Annotated in this window: 17 protein-coding genes and 1 pseudogene; 14 read left to right on the forward strand and 4 right to left on the reverse strand. The window is 69.5% G+C overall.

Features of this window, described 5'->3' with window-relative positions; translation table 11 throughout:
• From F8A92_RS15010 to F8A92_RS15020, 3 genes are all read left to right on the forward strand, one after another.
• Window positions 1–1,104 (forward strand): helicase-associated domain-containing protein (locus F8A92_RS15010; RefSeq protein ID WP_194291520.1); only part of this gene is annotated, 1,104 nt, incomplete at its 5' end.
• A 1,077-nt stretch (window positions 1,105–2,181) separates the two neighbouring features.
• Window positions 2,182–3,909 carry a DNA repair helicase XPB gene (locus F8A92_RS15015; RefSeq protein ID WP_153505984.1) on the forward strand — a complete coding sequence of 576 codons (1,728 nt, stop codon included), beginning with the start codon at window positions 2,182–2,184 and terminating at the stop codon, window positions 3,907–3,909.
• 3 nt (window positions 3,910–3,912) lie between these two features.
• Window positions 3,913–4,527 carry an HD domain-containing protein gene (locus F8A92_RS15020; RefSeq protein ID WP_153505985.1) on the forward strand — a complete coding sequence of 205 codons (615 nt, stop codon included), beginning with the start codon at window positions 3,913–3,915 and terminating at the stop codon, window positions 4,525–4,527.
• Here F8A92_RS15020 and F8A92_RS15025 read toward each other — a convergent pair.
• Entirely contained in the window at window positions 4,524–4,805 is a 282-nt protein-coding gene (locus F8A92_RS15025; protein ID WP_153505986.1) for a DUF4031 domain-containing protein, read from the reverse strand. The genes F8A92_RS15020 and F8A92_RS15025 overlap by 4 nt on opposite strands.
• 322 nt (window positions 4,806–5,127) lie before the next feature.
• Here F8A92_RS15025 and F8A92_RS15030 point away from each other — a divergent pair, with 322 nt between their 5' ends.
• The 10 genes from F8A92_RS15030 to F8A92_RS15075 all read left to right on the forward strand — a co-directional run bounded on the left by F8A92_RS15030 (window position 5,128) and on the right by F8A92_RS15075 (window position 17,628).
• Complete coding sequence (locus F8A92_RS15030) at window positions 5,128–5,931, forward strand: ABC transporter ATP-binding protein (RefSeq protein WP_153505987.1); 804 nt, start codon at window positions 5,128–5,130, stop codon at window positions 5,929–5,931.
• A gap of 14 nt (window positions 5,932–5,945) precedes the next feature.
• Window positions 5,946–6,992, forward strand: coding sequence for an ABC transporter ATP-binding protein (locus tag F8A92_RS15035; RefSeq protein WP_228389476.1), 1,047 nt, complete (start codon window positions 5,946–5,948; stop codon window positions 6,990–6,992).
• On the forward strand, window positions 6,989–7,870 hold the full coding sequence (locus tag F8A92_RS15040; protein ID WP_153505988.1) for a branched-chain amino acid ABC transporter permease: 882 nt from the start codon (window positions 6,989–6,991) through the stop codon (window positions 7,868–7,870). Before F8A92_RS15035 ends, F8A92_RS15040 begins: the two co-directional genes overlap by 4 nt.
• Window positions 7,863–9,164 (forward strand): branched-chain amino acid ABC transporter permease, encoded by a 1,302-nt coding sequence (locus F8A92_RS15045; protein WP_153505989.1) that lies wholly within the window; start codon window positions 7,863–7,865, stop codon window positions 9,162–9,164. Before F8A92_RS15040 ends, F8A92_RS15045 begins: the two co-directional genes overlap by 8 nt.
• 198 nt (window positions 9,165–9,362) lie before the next feature.
• Entirely contained in the window at window positions 9,363–10,634 is a 1,272-nt protein-coding gene (locus tag F8A92_RS15050) for an ABC transporter substrate-binding protein (RefSeq protein ID WP_153505990.1), read from the forward strand.
• A 214-nt stretch (window positions 10,635–10,848) separates the two neighbouring features.
• Window positions 10,849–12,126 carry an ABC transporter substrate-binding protein gene (locus F8A92_RS15055; protein WP_153505991.1) on the forward strand — a complete coding sequence of 426 codons (1,278 nt, stop codon included), beginning with the start codon at window positions 10,849–10,851 and terminating at the stop codon, window positions 12,124–12,126.
• A 223-nt stretch (window positions 12,127–12,349) separates the two neighbouring features.
• Window positions 12,350–13,615, forward strand: a complete 1,266-nt coding sequence (locus F8A92_RS15060; protein WP_153505992.1) for an ABC transporter substrate-binding protein — start codon at window positions 12,350–12,352, stop codon at window positions 13,613–13,615.
• A 34-nt stretch (window positions 13,616–13,649) separates the two neighbouring features.
• Window positions 13,650–14,912, forward strand: a complete 1,263-nt coding sequence (locus F8A92_RS15065) for an ABC transporter substrate-binding protein (RefSeq protein ID WP_153505993.1) — start codon at window positions 13,650–13,652, stop codon at window positions 14,910–14,912.
• A 32-nt stretch (window positions 14,913–14,944) separates the two neighbouring features.
• Window positions 14,945–16,210, forward strand: a complete 1,266-nt coding sequence (locus F8A92_RS15070; protein ID WP_153505994.1) for an ABC transporter substrate-binding protein — start codon at window positions 14,945–14,947, stop codon at window positions 16,208–16,210.
• A gap of 143 nt (window positions 16,211–16,353) precedes the next feature.
• Entirely contained in the window at window positions 16,354–17,628 is a 1,275-nt protein-coding gene (locus F8A92_RS15075; RefSeq protein WP_153505995.1) for an ABC transporter substrate-binding protein, read from the forward strand.
• Between the two features lie 82 nt (window positions 17,629–17,710).
• Here the strand turns inward: F8A92_RS15075 and F8A92_RS19130 are convergent.
• From F8A92_RS19130 to groL, 3 genes and pseudogenes are all read right to left on the reverse strand, one after another.
• A pseudogene (locus F8A92_RS19130) lies at window positions 17,711–18,610 on the reverse strand (ROK family protein).
• A 9-nt stretch (window positions 18,611–18,619) separates the two neighbouring features.
• Entirely contained in the window at window positions 18,620–19,885 is a 1,266-nt protein-coding gene (locus F8A92_RS15090; RefSeq protein ID WP_153505998.1) for a glycosyltransferase 87 family protein, read from the reverse strand.
• 133 nt (window positions 19,886–20,018) lie between these two features.
• A complete protein-coding gene (gene groL / locus F8A92_RS15095; RefSeq protein ID WP_153505999.1) occupies window positions 20,019–21,647 on the reverse strand; it encodes a chaperonin GroEL in 1,629 nt (542 codons plus the stop codon).
• Window positions 21,648–21,940: 293 nt separating this feature from the next.
• On the opposite strand from groL, the gene F8A92_RS15100 reads away from it, so the two are divergent.
• On the forward strand, window positions 21,941–23,432 hold a 1,492-nt coding region (locus tag F8A92_RS15100), incomplete at its 3' end, for an HAD-IC family P-type ATPase (RefSeq protein WP_194291521.1).

The following is a 23,432-nucleotide window of genomic DNA, read 5'->3' on the forward strand; positions in this document are numbered from 1 at the left end:
ATCACCATGAACAGCAGTACGCCGCTCAGGACCGGGAGGGTCGCCGGCCCGGCGGCCGTCACCGAGCAGATGCGCTGGCGATGGCCCCGGCGGACGACGGCGGGCGCGGACGCGCACATCGCCGGGACGCTGCGCGAGGCCGAGCTGCTCGGCGTCACCGGCCGAGGCGCCCTGACGCGCATGGGCCGCGCCCTGCTCGACCCCTCGCTGGACGTCGCCGGCGCGGCGCTGAAGGCGCTGCCCGAGCCGGTCGACTCGGTCATCCTGCAGCCCGACCTCACGGCCGTCGCGCCGGGCCGGCTGTCCCCGGGGCTCGCGCACGACATGCACCTGATCAGCGACCTGGAGTCCTCCGGCGGGGCGGCGGTCTTCCGGATCACCGAGTCGTCGCTGCGCCGCGCGCTGGATGCCGGGCTGAGCGCCGCGGAGGTCAAGCGGCTGCTGCAGGACCGCTCCGTCACCGCGCCACCGCAGGCCCTCGGCTACCTGGTGGACGACGTAGCCCGCAGGCACGGGGTGCTGCGGGTCGGCGGCGCGTCGGCGTACCTGCGCTGCGACGACGAGTCGACGATCGATCTGCTGGAGTCGCACCGCGATCTCGCCCACCTGCGGCTGCGCCGGCTCGCGCCGACGGTGCTGCTGACCACCGCCGAGCCGGCCGAGCTGCTGCGGGCGCTGGACGCGGCCGGCGTGAGCGCCAGCTTCGAGAACGACTTCGGCGTGATCGAGGCCGGCACGGCACAGCCGGCCCGGGCGAAGCCGCGGGCCGCCCGCACGGGGCGGCGCACCGAGCTCAGTGACGCCGACATCGAGACGATCGTGCACCGGCTGCGGGTCGGCACCCAGGCCGCCGCCGCGGCGCCCGAGCGGCCGGCCCCCGGCGAGTCGCCGTCCTCGACGCTCGCGGTCCTCAAGGACGCCGTGCGCAGCCACGAGCAGGTGAGCCTCGACTACGTGGACGAGAACGCCCGCATGTCGACCCGGCTGGTCACGCCGTCGCGGATCGAGGGCGGCTTCCTGCACGGCTACGACACCGCGGCCCGGGAGGTGCGCCGGTACGCCGTGCACCGCATCATGGCGGTCTCGATCGCGTTCTCGGAGTAACGACGCCCTATGTGGTCGTCGACCGAGGGAGGACGGCGACGCCCTATGTGGTCGTCGACCGAGGGAGGACGGCGACGCCTCATGTGGTCGTCGACCGAGGGAGGACGGCGACGCCTCATGTGGTCGTCGACCGAGGGAGGACGGCGACGCCTCATGTGGTCGTCGACCGAGGGAGGACGGCGACGCCTCATGTGGTCGTCGACCGAGGGAGGACGGCGACGCCTCATGTGGTCGTCGACCGAGGGAGGACGGCGACGCCTCATGTGGTCGTCGACCGAGGGAGGACGGCGACGAAGGAGCGCGTCCGAGCGAGTGGAGACGCCTGCAGCGATCAATGGCCGCAACCCCGGCGTACGCAGTCAACCGGACGGCGGTTGCCCACAACCGGTGGACAACGGCCTACGACGACCAGGCGAACATGTCGACGACCTGGGCGACGAACCGCGCCACAGAGCGCGACGCACGCGGACATCGTCCAGGCTGAACCAGCCCCACACGCCGCTACCGGCGTCTCCGTTTCGCGCGGCCCCGGTCGCTGGCGCTCCCTCACCGCGCTCCAGTCGACGACCACACGAAGGTGACGACCCGAAAGTGCCGTCGTCGCTCCTGGTGTGGTCGTCGACCGAGGGAGGACGGCGACGCCTCATGTGGTCGTCGACCGAGGGAGGACGGCGACGCAGGAGCGCGTCCGAGCGAGTGGAGACGCCTGCAGCGACCAATGGCCGCAACCCCGCCGTACGCAGTCAACCGGCCGGCGGTTGCCCACAACCGGTGGACAACGGCCTACGACGACCAGGCGAACATGTCGACGACCTGGGCGAAGAACCGCGCCACAGAGCGCGACGCACGCGGACATCGTCCAGGCTGAGCCAGCCCCACACGCCGCTACCGGCGTCTCCGTTTCGCGCGGCCCCGGTCGCTGGCGCTCCCTCGCCGCGCTCCAGTCGACGACCAAAGCACGTCGACGACCACACGATGGGGGCAGGAGTCGACGACCCCAGGAACGCGACGACCACGACAGATGTCCGGCCCGCGGCATACCCTTGAAGGCTGCACCCGCCACCCGAGGAGGCGCTGATGACCGGTGGGCCCCTGATCGTCCAGTCCGACAAGACGCTGCTGCTCGAGATCGACCACGAGCAGGCGCAGGCCTGCCGCCTGGAGATCGCCGCCTTCGCCGAGCTCGAGCGCTCGCCCGAGCACGTGCACACCTACCGGGTCACGCCGCTGGGGCTGTGGAACGCGCGGGCCGCCGGGCACGACGCCGAGAAGGTCATCGACTCCCTCGTGCGCTACAGCCGGTTCCCGGTGCCGCACGCGCTGCTGGTCGACATCGCCGAGACGATGGATCGCTACGGCCGGCTGCAGCTGCAGAAGCATCCCTCGCACGGCCTGGTGCTCGCCACCACCGACCGCGCGGTCCTCGAGGAGGTGCTGCGCAGCAAGAAGATCTCGCCGATGCTCGGCGCTCGCATCGATGCCGACACCGTCGCGGTGCACCCTTCCGAGCGCGGCCGGCTCAAGCAGGCGCTGCTGAAGATCGGCTGGCCCGCCGAGGACTACGCCGGCTACGTCGACGGCGAGGCGCACCCGATCGACCTGGTGCAGGACGACTGGGCGCTGCGTGACTACCAGCAGCAGGCCGTCGAGGGCTTCTGGGCCGGCGGCTCGGGCGTCGTCGTGCTGCCGTGCGGCGCCGGGAAGACCATGGTCGGCGCCGCGGCGATGGCCGAGGCGAAGGCGACCACGCTGATCCTGGTCACCAACACCGTCGCGGGCCGCCAGTGGAAGCGCGAGCTCATCGAGCGCACGACCCTGACCGAGGAGGAGATCGGCGAGTACAGCGGCGAGAAGCGCGAGATCCGGCCCGTCACGATCGCGACGTACCAGATCATGACGACCCGCCGGAAGGGCCAGTACATGCATCTGGACCTGTTCGACTCCCGCGACTGGGGGCTGATCGTGTACGACGAGGTGCACCTGCTGCCCGCGCCGATCTTCCGGCTCACCGCCGATCTGCAGTCGCGTCGGCGGCTCGGGCTGACCGCGACGCTGGTCCGCGAGGACGGCCGCGAGGGCGACGTCTTCTCGCTGATCGGCCCCAAGCGGTACGACGCACCGTGGAAGGACATCGAGGCGCAGGGCTGGATCGCCCCGGCGGTCTGCGGGGAGGTGCGGGTCACCCTCACCGACGCCGAGCGCATGGCGTACGCGACCGCCGAGCCGGAGGACAAGTACCGCCTCGCGGCGACCGCGCGCACCAAGCTCCCCGTGGTGGCCAGGCTTATCGACCGGCACCCGGACGAGCAGGTGCTGGTGATCGGGGCGTACCTCGATCAGCTCGACCACGTCTCCGAGCACCTCGGCGGCGTCCCCATCATCCAGGGCAAGACGCCCAACGCCGAGCGCGAGAAGCTCTTCGAGGCCTTCCGCACCGGTGAGCTGCGGGTGCTGGTGGTCAGCAAGGTCGCGAACTTCTCGATCGACCTGCCCGAGGCGTCGGTGGCCGTCCAGATCTCCGGCACGTTCGGGTCGCGGCAGGAGGAGGCCCAGCGCCTCGGCCGCGTGCTGCGGCCGAAGGCGGACGGGAAGCAGGCGCACTTCTACTCGGTGATCAGCCGCGACACCCTCGATGCGGAGTACGCCGCCCACCGGCAGCGCTTCCTCGCCGAGCAGGGCTACGCCTACACCATCGTGGACGCCGACGACGTGCTCGCCGGGCCGCTGCCGCTTCCGAACAGCGACCTGGACGCCGACCTCGCCGCCGACCTGTCCGCCGACAGCGAGGCGGACGACGAGGCCTAGCCGATGACGACCCCCCGCCTCGAGCAGCTGTGGACGCCGTACGCCGGTGACACCGCGGCGGCGCGCGCGGAGTGGGCCTCGCTGATCGACCGGTGGAGCGAGCCGCACCGGGCGTACCACACGCTCGAGCACCTGCTGCTGATGCTGGAGCTGCTGGCCGCGCACGGCGCGGACGCCGAGACGATGCTGGCCGCCTGGTACCACGACGCGGTCTACGACCCGCGCTCGAGCACGAATGAGGCCGACAGCGCCGCCCTCGCCGCCCGCGCCCTGGGCGAGCTCGGGCTCGGCCGGCTGGCCGAGCGCGTCAGCGGGCTGGTGCTGCGCACCGCCGGGCACGACGGCGAGGACCTCGACGAGCAGACCGCGCTGCTGCTGGATGCGGACCTGGCCATCCTCGGCCAGCCGCCGGCGATCTACCTGCGCTACGTCGAGGGCGTCCGCCGCGAGTACGCACACGTCCCCGACGCGGAGTTCCGCACCGCGCGCAGCGCCGTCATGGCGGGGTTCCTGGACCGCGGACGCATCTATCGCACGGCCGCGTTCGCGGCCCTGGAGCCGGCCGCCCGTGCCAACATCGCCGCCGAGCTGGCGCTCTACGACGCCGCCTCGGGCTAGCCGCGACCCGCGGCCCGGGGCCGGCCCTTCGGCCGGCGCAGGCCGGCCGCGGTGAGCAGCCGGACGATCTCGCGGGAGCTGACCGGTCGCGCGCCGTACGCCACGACGTCCGCCCACCGCTCCTGCGGAATGTCGTAATGATCACCGTCGAAGGCGCGCTCGGGGATCTGCAGGGCGCGCGCGGCGTGGTGCAGATCATCGAACGAGCGGTCCGAGATGAGGTGCGCCCACTGGCGCCCCCGCCACTGCCAGACGGGCTGATCGACGTACAACGGCATGCCGCGACGGTACGCCGCCCGCGCCGTACCGCGCCCGGACGCCGGATCACCGGGCGGTGCGGGCCTTCCAGCATCTGGGATTCGCGACGGTGCGCCGGCGTCCGAGGCTGCCGCCATGTACGCTCTGCGAACGCTGTGACCTGACGCATAGGTGGGAGGTCTCAGAACGATGAAATTTGACACTGATGTCGGGTTCTGGTCTGGTCAGGTGTGGGTGGCGTGAGCCACTATCTACCGAGCCGCCAGCCCGTCACTGGTGGCTTGACCCATCCGTCAAACCGTGTGGCTGTCCTGCTGGCAGCCAGAAAATCGGGGGAGGCCCGTGCTAAGCATCAAAGACGTCTCCGTGCGCTATGGACGATCCGTCCAGGCCCTGCGCAACGTGAGCTTCGACGTACCGGAAGGAGAGGTCGTCTGCGTGCTCGGCGGCAACGGCGCCGGCAAGACCACTCTCCTGCGCGCCATCTCCGGCACGTTGAAGCTGCATCGCGGAACGATCACCTCCGGGTCGATCGAGTTCGAGGGCAAGCGGATCGACCGGCTCGATCCCGCCCGCACCGTCGAGCGCCAGGTCATCCAGGTGCCGGAAGGGCGGCAGATCTTCGGCCGCATGAGCGTGGATGAGAACCTGCGCGCCGGCGGCCTGACCGCGAGCCCGAAGCGCCGCGAGGCGGCCCGCTCCCGCATCTACGAGCTGTTCCCGCGGCTGGAAGAGCGCGCGAAGCAGCCCGCCGGTCTGCTCTCCGGTGGCGAGCAGCAGATGCTGGCCATCGGCCGCGCCATGATGACCGAGCCGAAGGTGCTGCTGCTGGACGAGCCGTCGCTCGGCCTGGCCCCGCAGCTGATCACCCGCATCGGGCAGATCATCACCCAGATCAACGAGGAGTTCGGCACGTCGATCCTGCTCATCGAGCAGAACGCGTCGATGGCGCTGCGCGTGTCCAAGCGCGCGGTCGTGCTGGAGGTCGGCGAGCTCGCCCTGCAGGGCGACGCCCACGAGCTCGCTGCTTCCGAAGACGTCCAGGCCCTGTACCTCGGCGGCCACGGCGGTCACGACTCGCTCGAGCACGAGCGCATCAGTGACAACCGGCCCCGCCGCCGCAAGCTGGGGCTCTGGGCCGGATGAACGAGAAGGAACCCATGGCCAAGGAGTACATCGAGCCGCAGCGGATGGCCGACGCCGCCCGCCACGAGGATCGTCATGAGGCGTCGCACGACGTGCACCGGCACGACGAGCCGGCGGAGTTCGTCGACCCGACCATCAGCCGCGCGACCCGCGCCGCCACCGAGGCGCTCGGCGTCCCGCAGCTGGAGGTCAACGACATCACCGTGCAGTTCGGCGGCATCGTCGCGCTGAACCACGTGAGCTTCACCATCGAGCCGGGCACGATCCACGCGCTGATCGGCCCGAACGGTGCGGGCAAGTCGACCTGCTTCAACGCGATCACCGGCGTCTACAAGACGCGCACCGGCTTCGTGAAGTTCGGTGACCACACGCTGACCAACCTGTCCCCGAGCCGGATCGCCAGCTGCGGCGTGGGCCGCGCCTTCCAGAACCTCGCGCTGTCGCCGACCTCCACGGTCCTCGACAACGTGATGCTCGGGCGCTACCACCTCACCAGCGGCGGCTTCTTCTCCTCTGCGCTGCGGCTGCCGTGGACGATGAAGCAGGAGCGGCGGCACAAGGAGCGGGCGGCGGCGATCTGCGAGTTCCTCGGGATCGCCAAGTACCTGCACTCTCCCGCGGGCGTGCTGTCGTACGGAAACCAGAAGCGCATCGACATCGCCCGCGCGCTGGCCACCGAGCCCAAGCTGCTGATGCTCGACGAGCCCGCCGCAGGCATGAACAGCGGTGAGACCGCCGAGCTGGCCGCGCTGATCCACGACGTGCGCGACGAGGTCGGCGTGTCGATCATGCTCGTCGAACACGACATGAGCCTGGTCATGGGCGTCGCCGACCACATCACCGTGCTCGACTTCGGCAAGCGGATCGCCGACGGCCTGCCGTCGGTCGTCCAGAAGGACCCCGCGGTCATCCGCGCCTACCTCGGTGCCGAGGAGGAGGACGTGTCCGAGGCCGCCGTCGAGGCCGAGCTGGACGCCGACACCCCACCCAGCGAGCGCGCCGCCCACGGCGCGGCCCATGCGCCGCGCCACTCCGATCTTGATGAGAAGGACGACCGATGAGCACATTCATGCAGGTCCTGATCACGGGCCTGGGCCGCGGCGCCGTCTACGCGCTGCTCGCGCTGGGGTTCGTGATCATCTACAAGGCCACCGAGGTGGTCAACTTCGCCCACGGCTCGATCGCGCTGGTCGGCGGCTACCTGGTCTTCGTGCTGCGCGACAGCGTCGGGCTGCCGTGGATCGTCGCCGCCCTCGGCGGCATCGTGACCTCCGCGGTGCTGGCGCTGCTCGTCGAGCGGCTGCTGATCAGCAAGGCCCGGCTCGCGCACCACGACTCCCTGGCCATCCTGACCATCGGTCTGGACACCATCTTCCTGACCGAGATCATCCGGCGGCTGGGTGTCTCGGACAACCCGAACCTGTTCCCGTCGGTCAAGCCGCTGCGCATCGGCGACGTGAGCATCCAGGGCATCTACCTGGTCAGCATGATCACCGCGCTGATCATCATCGGCGTGTTCTTCGTGGTCTTCCAGAAGACCAACTGGGGCACCTCGATGCGCGCCCAGGCCGAGAACAAGGAGGCCGCCTCGCTGATGGGCATCCGCTCCGGTCGCGTCACGGCGTCCGCGTGGGTCGTCGGCGGCGCGCTCGCCGGCGTCGCGATCCTGTTCATCGCGTCCCCGTCGTTCGCCGGCTCGGGCCTGTCGGCCACCTCGCACGCGCTGGCTCTCGCCGCGTTCCCTGCAGCCATCGTCGGCGGGCTGAGCTCGACGGAGGGCGCCATCGTCGGCGGCATCGTCGTCGGCCTGACGAACTCGTTCGGCGAGTTCTACGTCGACAAGCTGTTCGCGACGGTCGCGGTGTACCTGGTCATGGTCCTCGTGCTCGTCTTCAAGCCCTCGGGCCTGTTCGGAAAGGTGGAGCAGCGTCGTGTCTGACACCAACGTCACCACCGCGCCCGCGACCGCGGTCGCGCCTACCAACGACGACATCTCGCACGATCCCGCCGTCAAGGCGCTGGTCAAGCCCACTGTCTGGCAGCGCTGGCGGCTGACGATCGGCATGGTGATCTTCGCGGTCGTCATGTTCCTGCTGCCGCTCTACCTCGCCCCGGACGACCTGTCCAACGGCGTCGCCGTGATGACGGCCGCCGTGGGCGGCTTCGGGCTGACCATGCTGCTGGGCCAGGCGGGCCTGCTGTCGCTGGCGCACTCGGCCTTCATGCTGGTCGGCGCGATCAGCTACACGGTCCTCGCGTCGCAGTCGACCTACAAGCCGGACCCCGACAAGGGCCAGGTGCTCGATCACTTCGGCATCGGCTTGCCGCCGCTGATCGCGCTCATCGGCGCGGTGCTGATCGCCGGCCTCGCCGGCGGCCTGTTCGCCCCGGTCTCCGGCCGCGTCAAGGGCATCTACCTGGGCCTCGCGTCGCTGGCGCTGGTCTACATCATGTTCTTCGTCTCGAAGAAGTTCCCCGAGCTGGCCGGCCACGCCTCCGGGCGCCCGGTGCCCGGCTTCTCGATCTTCGGGTTCGACGTCGACGTGTCCACGCCCGAGCTGTTCATCATGAACGTGCCGATCGGGCGCGCCGAGCGGCTGTGGTGGCTGTACGCGATCCTCATGGGCATCGCGTACGTGCTGATGCGCGGCGCGATCAACGGCCGCATCGGCCGCGCGTGGCGGGCGGTCCGCGACAACGAGGCCATGGCGACCGTCATGGGCGTCAACGTCGCGCGCACCAAGATGATGGCCTTCATCATCTCCTCCGCGTACGCGGGGCTGGCCGGCGTCATGGCGGTGTGGCAGCTGCAGCTGCTCACCCCGGACGAGTCGGCGGAGCAGGGCAAGTTCTCCCTCGTGACGGCGATCTCGTACCTCGCGCTCGTGGTCATCGGCGGCATGGGCTCGCTGCTGGGCGCGGTGCTCGGCGCGCTGATCGTGTTCGGCATGCCGCCGATCCTGAACGCCGCGATGCAGACCGGAGGCGCCGCCGCCACCAGTGGTACCGCGTTCTCCCCGACCGTCATCGCGACGTTCATCTACGGTGCGCTGATCGTGCTGATCATCATGTTCGAGCCGCGCGGCTTCGCCGGCATCGGCGACCGGATCCTCGGCCTGTTCACCGGGCGCGGCCGGAAGAACACCGCCGGCCTCGTCGACTCCGGTGACCAGCCGGGCGGCCGCGAGGACGCCGATCCCACCGAGGGCACGGACGCCGAGACGAAGGTCTAGCGAGCCCAACCCACAACTGCATACGCAGCACCCTCCCTTCTGGGGCCGCCTTCGGGCGGCCCCAGAAGTCGTTTCGCGACCTGTCCCGCGTTGTGACATGGTTCACCGAGGCCTGGAAAATGACGTGGATGTCAGGTTTGCTTAGCGGAGCGATCACCTTCCTGGGTGCCCGATCCTCGACAGCACAGGAGCCATTTCATGAAGCGCATGACGACGGCCGTCGGAGCAGGGCTCACGGCCGCCTGCATCCTCGCCACCACCGCCTGCTCGACCAAGGCGCAGGGCGACTCCGGCTCCTCCGGCGGCTCGGGCGACGTCAAGACCGACATCGGGGTCACCGACAGCGAGATCACCCTCGGCGTACAGACCGACATGAGCGGCGTGTTCAAGAGCATCGGCCTGGCCCTCTCGCACGGCAACGAGCTGTGGGCGGCGGACGTCAACGCCACGGGCGGCGTCTGCAACCGCAAGATCAAGCTCGACGTGCAGGACAACGCCTACAAGGCCGAGAACGCCATCCCGCTCTACGAGATCCAGAAGCCGAAGATCGCCGGCTACCTGCAGCTGATCGGCTCCCCGGTGCTCGCGGCGCTCAAGGCCAAGATCACCGCCGACAACGTGCTGACCATCCCCGCGGCGCAGGCGTCGGCGAACATGGACTCCCCCGCCGTCATGCTCATCGGCGCGACGTACGACATCGAGATGATCAACGGCCTGGCCTGGCTTGCCGAGCAGGGTCAGCTGAAGGACGGCGACAAGATCGGCCACATCTACGTCGACTCCGAGTACGGCCAGAACGGCCTGCTGGGCAGCAAGTCCTTCGCCAAGCAGCACGGCATCCAGGTGGTCGAGGCGGCGATCGGCGCGACCGACACCGACATGACCGCGACCATCACGAAGTTCAAGGAGGCCGGCGTCAAGACCATCGCGCTGACCACCACCCCGGCCGGGACGGCGTCCGCGGCCGTGCAGAACAAGGCGCAGGGCCTGAACGTCCCGATCATGGGCAACGACCCGACCTTCACGCCCAACATGATGACCGACCAGACGGTCGTCGCGGCGCTCGACGTCATGCACATCAGCGCCGCCACCGTCGGCTACGGCCACGACGTCCCGCTGGCGCAGAAGATCAAGAGCGAGTACACCGGCAAGTTCCAGGACCAGCCCAACTACGCCGTCAACGCCGGCTACATGGAAGGCCTCGTCTGGCAGGAGGTGCTGAAGCAGGCGTGCGCCGACGGCGACCTCACCCGCGCCGGCATCGTGAAGGCCCGCACGAAGGTCACCACGGTGGACGGCCAGGGCATCGCCGGCGACATGGACCTGTCGGATCCGGGCAACCCGACCACCCGCAAGACCTTCATCGAGCAGCCGGACGCCAGCAAGATCAACGAGGGCGGCCTGAAGGTCGTCGAGGAGCTCTACGAGTCGCAGGAGGCCAAGAAGTACAAGGCCCCGCACCAGAAGTAACGAACTTGGGAAGCGCCGGCACGACCAGCCAACGCGCCGGCGCTTCCCAGCTGATGGACACCTGTTCGCTATGCGGGCAGCCGATAGCTCCAGGCCAGGCCGCGTATTACGGTCTTGACACGAATGTCAAGTTCGCGGAACTCCCCGGTGTTGCTGTGATCGACGTCTCGATACCGTCATCCAGTTCTCATCACACACCCTGCAGGAGGGGCCCATGAACAAGCGTGTCCAGATTTTGTGCGGTCTCAGCGCGGCTCTCGCGTTGACGGTCACCGGCTGTTCCAACAAGGCCAAGGACGACACCTCGAGCTCCGGGGGCGGCTCGGGAAGCGTCAAGACCGATGTCGGCATCACCGACAAGGAGATCCTGCTGGGCGTCCAGTCCGACCTCTCCGGGGTGTTCAAGAGCATCGGCCTGGGTCTCACGCACGGCAACGAGATGTGGGCCAACGCGGTCAACTCCTCCGGCGGCGTCTGCGGCCGGCAGATCAAGCTCGACATCCAGGACAACGGCTACAAGGCCGACAACGCGGTCCCCCTCTACGAGACCCAGAAGACCAAGGTCGCCGGCTTCGTGCAGCTGATCGGCTCCCCGGTGCTGGCCGCGCTGAAGACGAAGATCGTGCAGGACCAGATCCTCACGATCCCGGCCGCGCAGGCCTCCAGCAACATGGGCGAGGCCGCGGTGCTGCTCATCGGTGCGACCTACGACGTCGAGATGGTCAACGGCCTGGCCTGGCTGCAGGAGCAGGGCAAGCTCGCCGACGGCGACAAGATCGGGCACATCTACATCGACTCCGAGTACGGCCAGAACGGCCTGCTGGGCTCCAAGGCGTACGCCAAGGACCACAAGATCCAGGTGGTCGAGGCCCCGGTCGCCGCGAGCGACACCGACCTGACCGCGACCATCACCAAGATGAAGTCCGAGGGCGTGAAGGCGATCGCGCTCACCGTCACCCCGGCCGGCACCGCGTCGGCCGCGGTGCAGAACGTCGCCCAGGGCCTGAACGTGCCGCTGCTGGGCAACGACCCGACGTTCAGCGCGGAGATCCTCAAGGACCAGACGGTCGCCAACGCGGTGAGCAAGAACATGTACGTGAGCGCCGGTACCGCGGCGTTCGGGGCCAAGGGCGAGCTGCTGGACAAGATCAAGGACGAGTACCTCAAGAAGTACCCCCAGGACACCCCCAACTACGCCGTGAACGCCGGCTACCTGGAGGGCCTGGTCTGGCAGGAGGTCCTCAAGCAGGCCTGCTCGGACGGCGACATGACCCGCGCCGGCCTCGTGAAGGCGCGCACCAAGGTCACCAACGTCAACGGCCAGGGCATCTCCGGGAACCTCGACCTGTCCGACCCGGGCAACCCGACGCCGCGCTCGACCTTCATCGAGCAGCCGGACCCGGCCACCGCGGCCCAGGGCGGGCTGAAGGTGCTCAAGGACGCCTACGAGTCGAAGGCGGCCAAGGACTACAAGGCGCCGCACCAGAAGTAACGCTGCATCTCCCGACGGAGGGCCGGACGCACCCGCGTCCGGCCCTCTTTCTCGTGGGCTGGGACGACGTCCGCATGGCGCACGCGTGTGAGGTGGATCGTACGACCTAGGTCACAATCTTGACACGAACGTAAAAGTGAGCGGGCGCTCGGTTGGCAGCGTGACCTACGTCTCGATAACCTCGCTGCTGCATCTCATCTCATACCCAGGCTGGGGGAACTCGATGAACAAGCGTGTACAGGCTGTCGCCGGACTCGGACTCGTCACCGCACTCGCGGTGACCGGCTGCAGCAACAAGGCCGACAACTCGTCCTCGGGCGGCGGCAAGAGCGGCAGCCTCAAGACCGACATCGGCGTCACGGACAAGGAGATCACGCTCGGCGTGCTGACCGACCTGTCCGGAGCATTCAAGGAGGGTGGCCTCGGCCAGACCCACGGCAACGAGCTGTGGGCCGCCGACGTCAACAAGGCCGGCGGCATCTGCGGCCGCCAGATCAAGCTCGACACACAGGACATGGGCTACAAGGCCGACAACGCGGTCCCGATGTACGCCACCATGAAGACCAAGGACCTCGGCATGCTGCAGCTGCTCGGCTCGCCGATCCTGGCCGCGCTCAAGCAGTCCGTGATCAGCGACAAGATGGTCTCGGTGCCGGGCTCGTGGGCCTCGACCAACCTCGACGCTCCCGAGATCATGATGATCGGGCAGACCTACGACGTCGAGATGATCAACCTGCTGTCGTGGGCGAAGTCCAAGGGCATGATCAACGACGGCGACAAGGTCGGCCACGTCTACATCGACTCCGAGTACGGCCAGAACGGCCTGCTGGGCTCCAAGGCCTACGCCAAGGAGCACAACATGCAGGTCATCCCGGTGCCGATCGGCGGCACCGACACCGACATGACGGCGACCGTCACCAAGCTCAAGTCCGACGGCGTGAAGGCCATCCTGATGACCACCGCCCCCGCGGCGACGGCGTCGATCGCCGTGCAGGCCAAGGGCCAGGGCCTCGACGTGCCACTGCTGGGCAACAACCCGACGTTCGCGCCGGCCCAGCTGCAGAACGACAGCGTCGTCCAGGCGTTCAGCAAGTTCTACGTCTCCACCTCGATCAACTCCTTCAGCAGCCAGGACGCCCAGGTCCAGAAGATCCTCAAGGAGTACAAGGACAAGGGCTACACCGAGACGCCGTACGACGCGGTGCTCTTCGGCTACACGTACGGCATGGCGTGGGAGCAAGTGCTCAAGCAGGCCTGCTCGGACGGCGACATGACCCGCGACGGCGTCCTGAAGGCCAAGGAGAAGGTCGACAACGTCGACACCAAGGACCTCACCGGTCCGCTGGACTTCTCCAAGCCCGGCGCCCCCTCGAGCCGCAAGGCGTTCATCACGCAGCCGGACAAGGCGGGGATCTCGGGCACCAAGATCGTCGAGAAGCTGTACGAGTCCGACGAGGCCAAGAAGTACAAGGCACCGTTCGAGAAGTAACCGCACCATCCACCCCTACCCCCGTGAGGCTTCTATGACCCCCCGTACCGCCGCCACCTCCGCCTGCGTCGCCCTGGCCCTGCTGCTCGCCTCGGGCTGCTCCTCCAAGGCCGCCGACAGCGGAGGCAACGGTGGCGGCGGGGGGTCGTTGAAGACCGACGTCGGGGTGACCGACAAGGAGATCACCCTGCTGTCGCTCGGTGATCAGTCGGGCGTCTTCAAGGTCATCGGGCTGGCCTACCTGGCGGGCGAGAAGGTGTGGGTCGACGAGGCCAACGCGGCCGGCGGGATCTGCGGGCGCAAGATCGTGCTCGACGTGCAGGACTCCGGCTACAAGGTCGACCTCGCGATGCCGCTGTACGAGCAGGAGAAGACCAAGGCGCTGGGCATGATCCAGCTCGGCGGATCGCCCATCCTCGCCGCGCTCAAGCAGAAGATCACCGCCGACAAGATGCTGGCGTCGACCGCCTCGTGGGCCTCCACCAACCTCGACTCGCCGTCGGTGCTGATGATCGGCCAGACGTACGACCTCGAGATGCTCAACGGCCTGGCGTACCTGCAGAAGCAGGGCAAGATCGCCGACGGCGACAAGATCGGGCACATCTACGTCGACTCCGAGTACGGCCAGAACGCGCTGATGGGCAGCCAGGCCTACGCGAAGCAGCACAAGATGCAGATCGTCGGCGCGGCCATCTCCGGCACCGACACGGACATGACCGCGACCATCACCAAGATGAAGGCCGAGGGCGTGAAGGCGATCGCGATGACGACGCCGCCGGCCGCGCTGGGCTCCGCGGCCCTGCAGAACGTCGCCCAGGGCCTCAACGTGCCGATGATGGGCAGCAACCCGGTGTTCTCCCCCACCTTGCTGCAGGACCCGGCAGTGGAGACCGCGCTGGCGCAGTACTACCAGGTGTCCTCGTACATCCCCATCGGCGCCGATGCGCCTGCGGCGAAGAAGCTGCTCGCGAAGGTCCAGAAGGTCAGCAGCGACCAACCGAACCTCGGCAGCGTCCAGGGCTACACCTGGGGGCTGGCGTGGGGCGAGATCCTCGACCAGGCCTGCAAGGACGGCGACATGACCCGCGACGGCGTGCTCGCGGCGAAGGACAAGATCACCAAGGTGGACACCAACGGCCTGATCGGCGCGCTCGACTTCTCGAAGCCGGGCTCGCCGACGTCCCGCGAGGGATACATCGTCCAGGCCGACAAGGCCACACCGGGGGGACTCAAGGTGGTCGAAGACCTCTTCGAGTCGGCAGAGGCGAAGGCCTACAAGGCGCCTCACCAGAAGTAACCACTCATCACCGGAAGGAACAACCGAACAACATGCGCAAGAATCTCACCGTCGCGGCAGCGGGGCTCGCGGCGATCACGCTGGCGGTCTCGGGCTGCTCGAACAAGGCCAGCACCGGCTCGGGGGGCGGGGGCGGCGGCACCGGCGACGTCAAGACCGACGTCGGCGTCACCAAGGACACGATCACCCTCGGCGCGCTCGCCGACCTCTCCGGCGTGTTCAAGGTCCTCTCGCTGGCGTTCACCGCCGGCGACCAGATCTGGGCCGACGACGTCAACGCCGCCGGCGGCATCTGCGGGCGCAAGATCAAGCTCGACGTGCAGGACACCGGCTACAAGGTCGACAACGCGATCCCGATGTACGACAAGATCAAGGGCACCTCCGTCGGCATCGTGCAGATGGTCGGCTCGCCGATCCTGGCCGCGCTGAAGCAGAAGCTCATCACCGACAAGATGCTCACCTCCCCCGGCTCGTGGGCCTCGACCAACCTCGACGCGCCCGAGGTCATGATGGTCGGCCAGACGTACGACGTCGAGATGCTCAACGGCCTGGCGTACCTGCAGAAGCAGGGCAAGATCGCCGACGGCGACAAGATCGGCCACATCTACATCGACTCCGAGTACGGCCAGGGCGGCCTGCTGGGCTCGCAGGCCTACGCCAAGCAGCACAACATGCAGATCATCGGCGCCCCGGTCTCGGGCACCGACACCGACATGACCGCGACGATCACCAAGTTCAAGTCCGAGGGCGTCAAGGCCATCGCGCTCACCCTCGCGCCCGCGGGCACGTCGTCGGCCGTGGTGCAGAACGTCGCGCAGGGCCTGAACCTGCCGATCCTCGGCAGCAACCCGACCTTCTCGCCGACCATGTTCACCGACCAGACCGTCGCGTCCGGCCTGAAGAACTTCTACCTGATGTCCTCGACGGCGCCGTTCGGCACCGGTGGGGCGGACGCCAAGAAGGTCGCGGACGAGTACGCGAAGAAGACGCAGGACGCACCCAACATCGGCGTCCCGCAGGCCTACGTCACCGGTCTCGCCTGGGGCGAGGTGCTGAAGAAGGCCTGCGACAACGGCGACCTCACCCGGGCCGGCGTCGTCGCCGCGAAGGAGCAGGTCAAGTCCGTCGACACCAAGGGCATGGGCACCGCGCTCGACTTCTCGACCCCGGGCCGGCCCTCCAGCCATGAGGCCTACGTCCTGCAGCCGGACGCCGCCGCGCCGGACAAGCTTAAGGTCGCCGACGGCCCGTTCACCTCCGACGAGGCCAAGAAGTACAAGGCGCCGCACGAGAAGTAACCGCCTCCTCGACGCAACGATCGGGCCCGCGCAGCCGCGCGGGCCCGATCTTTTTGCTGTGTTAATGATCTCGAACGCCGACCAAACGTTCGTTCGGTGGGCATCATATGTGAGTTCATGAGCACTCTCGGAGGTTTCAACTGATGCACAAGAAGTTCCTTGCCACAGCCGGTGCGGCTGCCGTCGCGGCGCTCGTCCTGAGCGGCTGCTCGACCAAGGCTGCCGGTGGCAGCGGTGGTGGCGGGGGTGGCGGTGTCGACGGCGTGAAGACGGACATCGGCGTCACCGACAGCGAGATCAAGCTCGGCATCCTGACCGACACCTCCGGGCCCTTCAAGGCCTCGGGCCTGGCGACCACGCACGGCAACCAGATGTGGGCCGACCAGATCAACGCCGCGGGCGGGATCTGCAAGCGCAAGATCGTGCTGGACATCCAGGACGCCGGCTACAAGCCCGACAACGCGATGACGCTGTACCAGACGATGAAGTCCCAGGACGCCGCGATCATGCAGCTGATCGGCTCGCCGATCCTCGCCGCGCTCAAGCAGCAGCTGATCAACGACAAGATGCTGACGATCCCGTCGGCGTGGCCGTCGGAGAGCCTGGACTCCGAGGCGATCCTGATGATCGGCCAGACCTACGACGTGGAGATGATCAACGCCCTCGGCTGGCTGCAGGAGCAGGGCAAGATCGCCGACGGCGACAAGATCGGCCACATCTACGTCGACTCGGACTACGGCCAGAACGCGCTGCTCGGCTCGAAGTACTACGCCAAGGCGCACAAGATGACCATCGAGGCCGCGGCCGTCCAGTCCACCGACACCGACATGACCGCGACCATCACGAAGATGAAGTCCGCCGGCGTGAAGGCCATCCTGCTCAGCGTCGCTCCGGCGGCCACCGGCTCGATCGCGCTGCAGAACGCCTCGCAGGGCCTGAACGTGCCGCTGGCCGGCAACAACCCCACCTTCTCGGTCACCCTGCTGAAGGACCAGGCGACCACCGCCGCGCTGGCGAACTTCCACCTGGTCAACTCGGTGGCGGCGTACGGCTCCCCCGACATCCCGCTGGCGAAGGAGGTCGAGGAGAAGTACAAGGCGCAGTTCCCGGACCTCTCCGGCGAGAAGTCGATCCCGACCGGCTACATCTACGGCATGGCCTTCGAGCAGATCCTCAAGCAGGCCTGCGAGGACGGCGACCTGACCCGCGCCGGCATCATCGCCGCGAAGGGCAAGGTCTCCTCCGTGGACACCAAGGGCCTGACCGGCAAGCTGGACTTCTCCAAGCCCGGCGCGCCGACCTCCCGCGAGGCGTACGTGCTGGCCGTCGACCCGTCGATGCCGGCCGGCCTGAAGAACGCCGGTCCGCTGTACTCCTCGAAGGACGCCAAGAAGTACAAGGCGCCGCACGAGAAGTAACCGGCCGATCGGTCCTGCTGCACCCACGGGCGGCGCTCCTGCCGGAGCGCCGCCCGTCGGCGTTCGCGCCCCAGCGCTGTGCTCAGCCGATCCCGAGCCGGGCGCGCACGTACGTCGCCGCGCCGACCAGCGGCGCATCAAGGCCGAGGGCGCCGGTCAGCACCGGCACGCCGCGCAGCGGGCGCATGACCTCGTCCCGGAAGGCCGTGGCGACCCGGGCGGTGTACGCCTCGCCGATCTGCACGACGCCTCCGGTGAGCACGAGGGCGTCGACGTCGATCGCGGCGGCCAGGCCCGCGACCGCCCGGCCCAGCCAGCGAGCGCCCTCGTCGAGGACCCGGGATGCGGCGGGGTCGCCCTCGGCGGCGAGCGCGGCGAGCTCGCGCAGCCGGGCCGGTCCGCCGCCGGCGGCGGACCGCGCCTCCATCGCCGGGCCGCTGGCCACCGCCTAGAGGTGGTCGAACCGGCCGCACCCGCACGGGTGCACGCCGCGTGCCCCGACCAGCAGGTGCCCGATCTCGCCCGTCGTGCCGTGCATGCCCTCCTCGATCCGGCCGTTGATCAGCAGCGCGCCGCCGACCCCGGTCCCGACGCTGACCACCAGCACGCGGGAGAAGCCCTGGGCGACGCCGTGCGCGAGCTCCCCGACGGCGGCCGCGTTGACGTCGTTGGTGACGGCGTACGGCACGGCGAACCGCTCCCCGATCGCCGGCCCGATCCGGGCGCCCTCGTACTCGGGCTTGCTGTCGCTGGCGACCACGGTGCCCTCGATCGGGTGGATCGTGCCGGGCGAGCCGACGCCGATCGCGGCGACGGTCCGCTCGCCGATCACCTCGGCGAGCACGTCCAGCGACGCCGCGACGACCTCGTCCGCGGAGCGCGGGGCCGGGCGCTCCACCCGTTCGTGCACCCGGCCGTCGAGGCCGACGAGGCCGGCCGCGAGGGTGGTTCCGCCGATGTCCAGCGCCGCAGTGAAGGTCATCGTGCGAGCCTAGCGAGCCGGCGGCTCCGGCTCGCCGCGGTCGGCCGGTTCGCGGCCGCGCAGCACGATCACCGGGACGACGGCGGCGATCACGATCGCGACGACGGCCCGGGCGTTGGCGTAGATCCAGTCGATCCACAGCACGCTCGGCAGCCCGAGGTGGGTGGTGATGTGCGCCCGGGTGCCGTACGTCATGAGCACGCCCAGCAGCAGCATCCACGCGATCTGCAGGCCGCGGCGTCGCGAGACGACGACGAACATCGCCATCCACAGCCAGACCTGATGGTGCGTCCAGCTGATCGGGCTGGCGACGACCATGGCGGCGCCCACGACGACGAGCCCGCTGAAGTCGTCTCCCGCGCGCAGCAGCGCGGCGGCGCGCCGCCAGGCGACGACGAGGACGGCCAGGGCCAGCAGCAGGTAGAGCGCCTTCTGCACGCCGCCCTCCAGGCCCATCCGCATCAGCAGCGCGCCGACCCCCTGGTTGGGCACGCCCTTGTAGGCCCCGAAGCGGGGCAGGTCGCCGGCCTTGTGGAAGACGTACTCGACGGTCTCGTGCGGGAACAGCGCCACGCCGAGCGCGCTCAGGACGGCGAACAGGCCGGCCCCGTTGTAGGCGGCGCGCCGCCTACCCGCGAGCCAGAGGGCCGGCAGCACCGCCAGCGGCGTCAGCTTGACCGCGGCCACGAATCCGATCAGCAGCCCGCCGGCCCGGGGCCAGCGCGGCACGATGACCAGCACGTCGATGCTCACCAGGGCGACGATCAGCAGGCTCACCTGGCCCAGCCGCGTCCCGACCAGCACCGGTCCGCTCAGGCCGAGCGCGAGGCACACCAGCGGCGTCGCCAGCGTGGCGGGCACCCGGGCGAGCAGGCCGTCGGGCGCGGTGAAGATGCGCGCGTGGCGCGGGACCAGGTAGCCGAGGGCGAGCACGCTGGCGCCGGCCCACAGCAGCGACAGCACCTTCATCGCGGTGTACGGGACCGGCGTGCTCAGCATGAACGGCAGGACGCCGAACGGCGGATACGTGAACGGCAGCCCGTGGCCGCCGACGCGGAAGTCGTACAGGGCCCCGCCGTCCAGCACCCACTGCGCGGCCCCCGTGTAGACGCGCAGGTCGCTCATCCGGGGGATGTCCGCGAACGGGTCGTACTCCCTCAGCACGAGGAGGATGGCGGCGAGGGCGGCGAGCCAGGCGAGGCCGGTCGCCGCTCGGACGAGTACGGGTCGCTCGGATTGCGCGCGAGCCTGGGTCGAGGTCATCAGGTCCGTCACAGAGCAAGGATGGGAACGCGTGGCGTCTAGCCAACCACACCTGCCTGAGGGGCGGCTGAACAGGGGGCGAACAGCAGAAAGTGGGCCCCGACCGGATGGTCGAGGCCCACTTTCGTAAGGTGCTGCGGGTGGGCTAGAAGCCCATGTCGCCCATGCCGTCGGCACCCGGCATGGCCGGGGCGGCCTTCTCCGGCTTGTCCGCCACGACCGCCTCGGTGGTGAGGAACAGCGCGGCGATCGACGCGGCGTTCTGCAGCGCCGAGCGGGTCACCTTGACCGGCTCCATGATGCCCGAGCCGAGCATGTCGACGTACTCGCCGGTGGCGGCGTTGAGGCCGTGCCCGGCCTCCAGGCCCTTGACCTTCTCCACCACGACGCCACCTTCGAGGCCGGCGTTGACGGCGATCTGCTTCAGCGGGGCCTCGATGGCGATCTTGACGATCTGCGCACCGGTCGCCTCGTCGCCGACCGGCAGCTGCAGGCCGTCGAAGGCCTTCGCGCCGGCGTTGATCAGTGCGACGCCGCCGCCGGGGACGACACCCTCCTCGACGGCCGCCTTCGCGTTGCGCACGGCGTCCTCGATGCGGTGCTTGCGCTCCTTGAGCTCGACCTCGGTCGCCGCGCCCGCCTTGATGACGGCCACGCCGCCGGCCAGCTTCGCCAGGCGCTCCTGCAGCTTCTCGCGGTCGTAGTCGGAGTCGCTGTTCTCGATCTCGGCGCGGATCTGCGCGACGCGGCCGTTGATCTGGTCGACGTCACCGGCGCCCTCGACCACGGTGGTCTCGTCCTTGGTGATGACGACCTTGCGGGCGCGGCCCAGCAGGTCCAGGCCCGCGGTCTCCAGCGACAGTCCGACCGTCTCGGAGATGACCTGGCCACCGGTGAGGATCGCGATGTCCTGCAGCATCGCCTTGCGGCGATCGCCGAAGCCGGGGGCCTTGACGGCGACCGACTTGAAGGTGCCGCGGATCTTGTTCACGACCAGCGTGGACAGCGCCTCGCCCTCGACGTCCTCGGCGATGATCGCCAGCGGCTTGCCGGACTGCATGACCTTTTCCAGCAGCGGCAGGAGATCCTTCACGTTCGAGATCTTGCCCTCGACGATGAGGATGTACGGGTCGTCGAGGACGGCCTCCATACGCTCCGGGTCGGTCACGAAGTAGCCGGAGATGTAGCCCTTGTCGAAGCGCATGCCCTCGGTGAGCTCCAGCTCGAGGCCGAAGGTGTTGCTCTCCTCGACGGTGATGACACCTTCCTTGCCGACCTTGTCCATCGCCTCGGCGATGAGCTCGCCGATGGCCGGGTCCGCGGCCGAGATACCGGCGGTGGCAGCGATCTGCTCCTTGGTCTCGACGTCCTTCGCCTGGGCGAGCAGCTGCTCGGTGACCGAGGAGACAGCGGCCTCGATGCCCTTCTTCAGCGACATCGGGTTGGCGCCGGCGGCGACGTTGCGCAGGCCCTCGCGGACCAGCGCCTGGGCCAGCACGGTCGCCGTGGTCGTCCCGTCACCCGCGACGTCGTCGGTCTTCTTCGCGACCTCCTTGACCAGCTCGGCGCCGATCTTCTCGTAGGGGTCCTCGAGCTCGATCTCCTTGGCGATCGACACACCATCGTTGGTGATGGTGGGCGCGCCCCACTTCTTGTCGAGCACGACGTTGCGACCCTTCGGGCCGAGCGTCACCTTGACGGCGTCGGCAAGTGCGTTCATGCCGCGCTCGAGGCCGCGACGGGCCTCCTCGTCAAATGCGATCATCTTCGCCATTGACAGCATCCATCCTTATACGGAAGTTCTGGGTGTCCGGCCCACCAGTGCCCGCGACGGACGACAGCCGGTCCGCAGCCACCGGCCCGCGAGATCCGCTCGTGGACGACGGCGTGCGTCGTGCTGCCTCACCGGGAGGCCAACGATCGCTACGTTAGCACTCAACCATGGAGAGTGCTAACCGCCCGGTGGGGCAGCACCGCGCCGGCCGGGCCCTTGGTCCCGATCCACCCGGACCTTCGGCCCTCTCCGCCGCCGGGCCGCGGCCGAATACTCGGGAGCGGGGAGGCAGCGTGGCGGACCGGGTTTCCAGCGGCACCAGCGTGACGCCGTACTCCCCCGTCGGGCTGAGCACGCGCGAGGTGCTGCGCCGCCGCGCGCAGGACGGCGCCAACCTGCTCCCCGGCCCACCCCGCCCGGCACCGTGGCGGATGCTGCTGCGCCAGCTGACCCACCTGCTCGCGGTGCTGCTGTGGGTCGCCGCCGGCCTGGCGGTGCTCGCGGGCATGCCGCAGCTGGCGGTCGCGATCGTGGTCATCGTCGTGCTCAACGCCGCCTTCGCCTTCTGGCAGGAGTACCGCGCGGACCGCTCGACCGAGCGGCTGCGGGCGCTGCTGCCGGCCAGCAGCCGGGTGATCCGCAACGGCAGGCCGGTGACCGTGCCGGCGGCCGAGCTCGTCGTGGGCGATCTGGTGCTGCTCGCCGCCGGCGACCGGGTCGCCGCCGACCTGCGGCTCGAGACCTCCGGGGCGCTGGGCCTGGACGAGTCGCTCGTCACCGGCGAGAGCGGCGCCGTGCCCCGCGAGCCGCCCGATCGGCTGATGGCCGGGACGTTCGTCCTGACCGGCGAGGGCCGGGCCACGGTCGTCGCGACGGGGGCGCACACCACGCTGGCGTCCATCACCGACCTGACGGCGAGCGCGCAGCGCCCCCCGAGCCCGCTCACCCGTCAGCTCGGCCGGGTGGTGCAGATCGTCGCGGTCATCGCCGCGTTGACCGGTCTGGCGCTCGGCGTCATCGCGCTGCTGCTCGGCCTGCCGGTCACCGAGGCGTTCCTGTTCGGCGTCGGCGTCGCGGTCGCGCTGGTCCCCGAAGGGCTGTTGCCCACCGTGACCCTGGCGTTGGCGCGCGGCGCCCGGCTCATGGCCGAGCGCCAGGCGCTGGTGCGCCGGCTGGATGCCGTCGAGACGCTCGGCGCGACCAGCTTCATCTGCACCGACAAGACCGGCACGCTGACCCAGAACCGGATGAGCGTGGTGGAGGTCGTCACCCCCGCCGGCGGCGTGCAGGTGCACGGGCGGGCGTACGACCCGGTCGCCACCGTCACCGGCCCGGCGGAGCTACGCCCGGCGTCCGAGCGGGTGGCCGAGCACGCCCTCTGGTGCGTCACCGGGCGGGTGGTCGCGCGCGACGGCTGGGTGGCCGACGGCGACCCGATGGAGGCCGCGCTGCACTGCCTGGCGCTGCGGCTGTCGGTGCCCGAGACCCCCGCCGACGTCGTGCGGCGCCCGTACTCGGCCGACCGGATGCTCAGCTCCGCGCTCACCGCTCAGGAGGTGGCGGTGCTCGGCGCGCCGGAGGCCGTGCTCGCCCGCTGCGGTGGCGCGCCGCCGGCCCTGCACGAGCGTCTCGAGCAGCTCACCGGCGACGGTCGCCGCGTGCTCGCGGTGGCCCGCCGCAGCTGGGCGGGCGAGGCGGCCGAGGCGATGGAGCGCGACCTGGAGCTGCTCGGCCTGGATGCAGACACTCGCCTTCGACACCCGTCACCCGGCGCGCCGCTGGGAA

Origin of the sequence: Cumulibacter manganitolerans (genome assembly GCF_009602465.1) — a bacterium.
Taxonomy (GTDB): Bacteria; Actinomycetota; Actinomycetes; order Mycobacteriales; family Antricoccaceae; genus Cumulibacter; species Cumulibacter manganitolerans.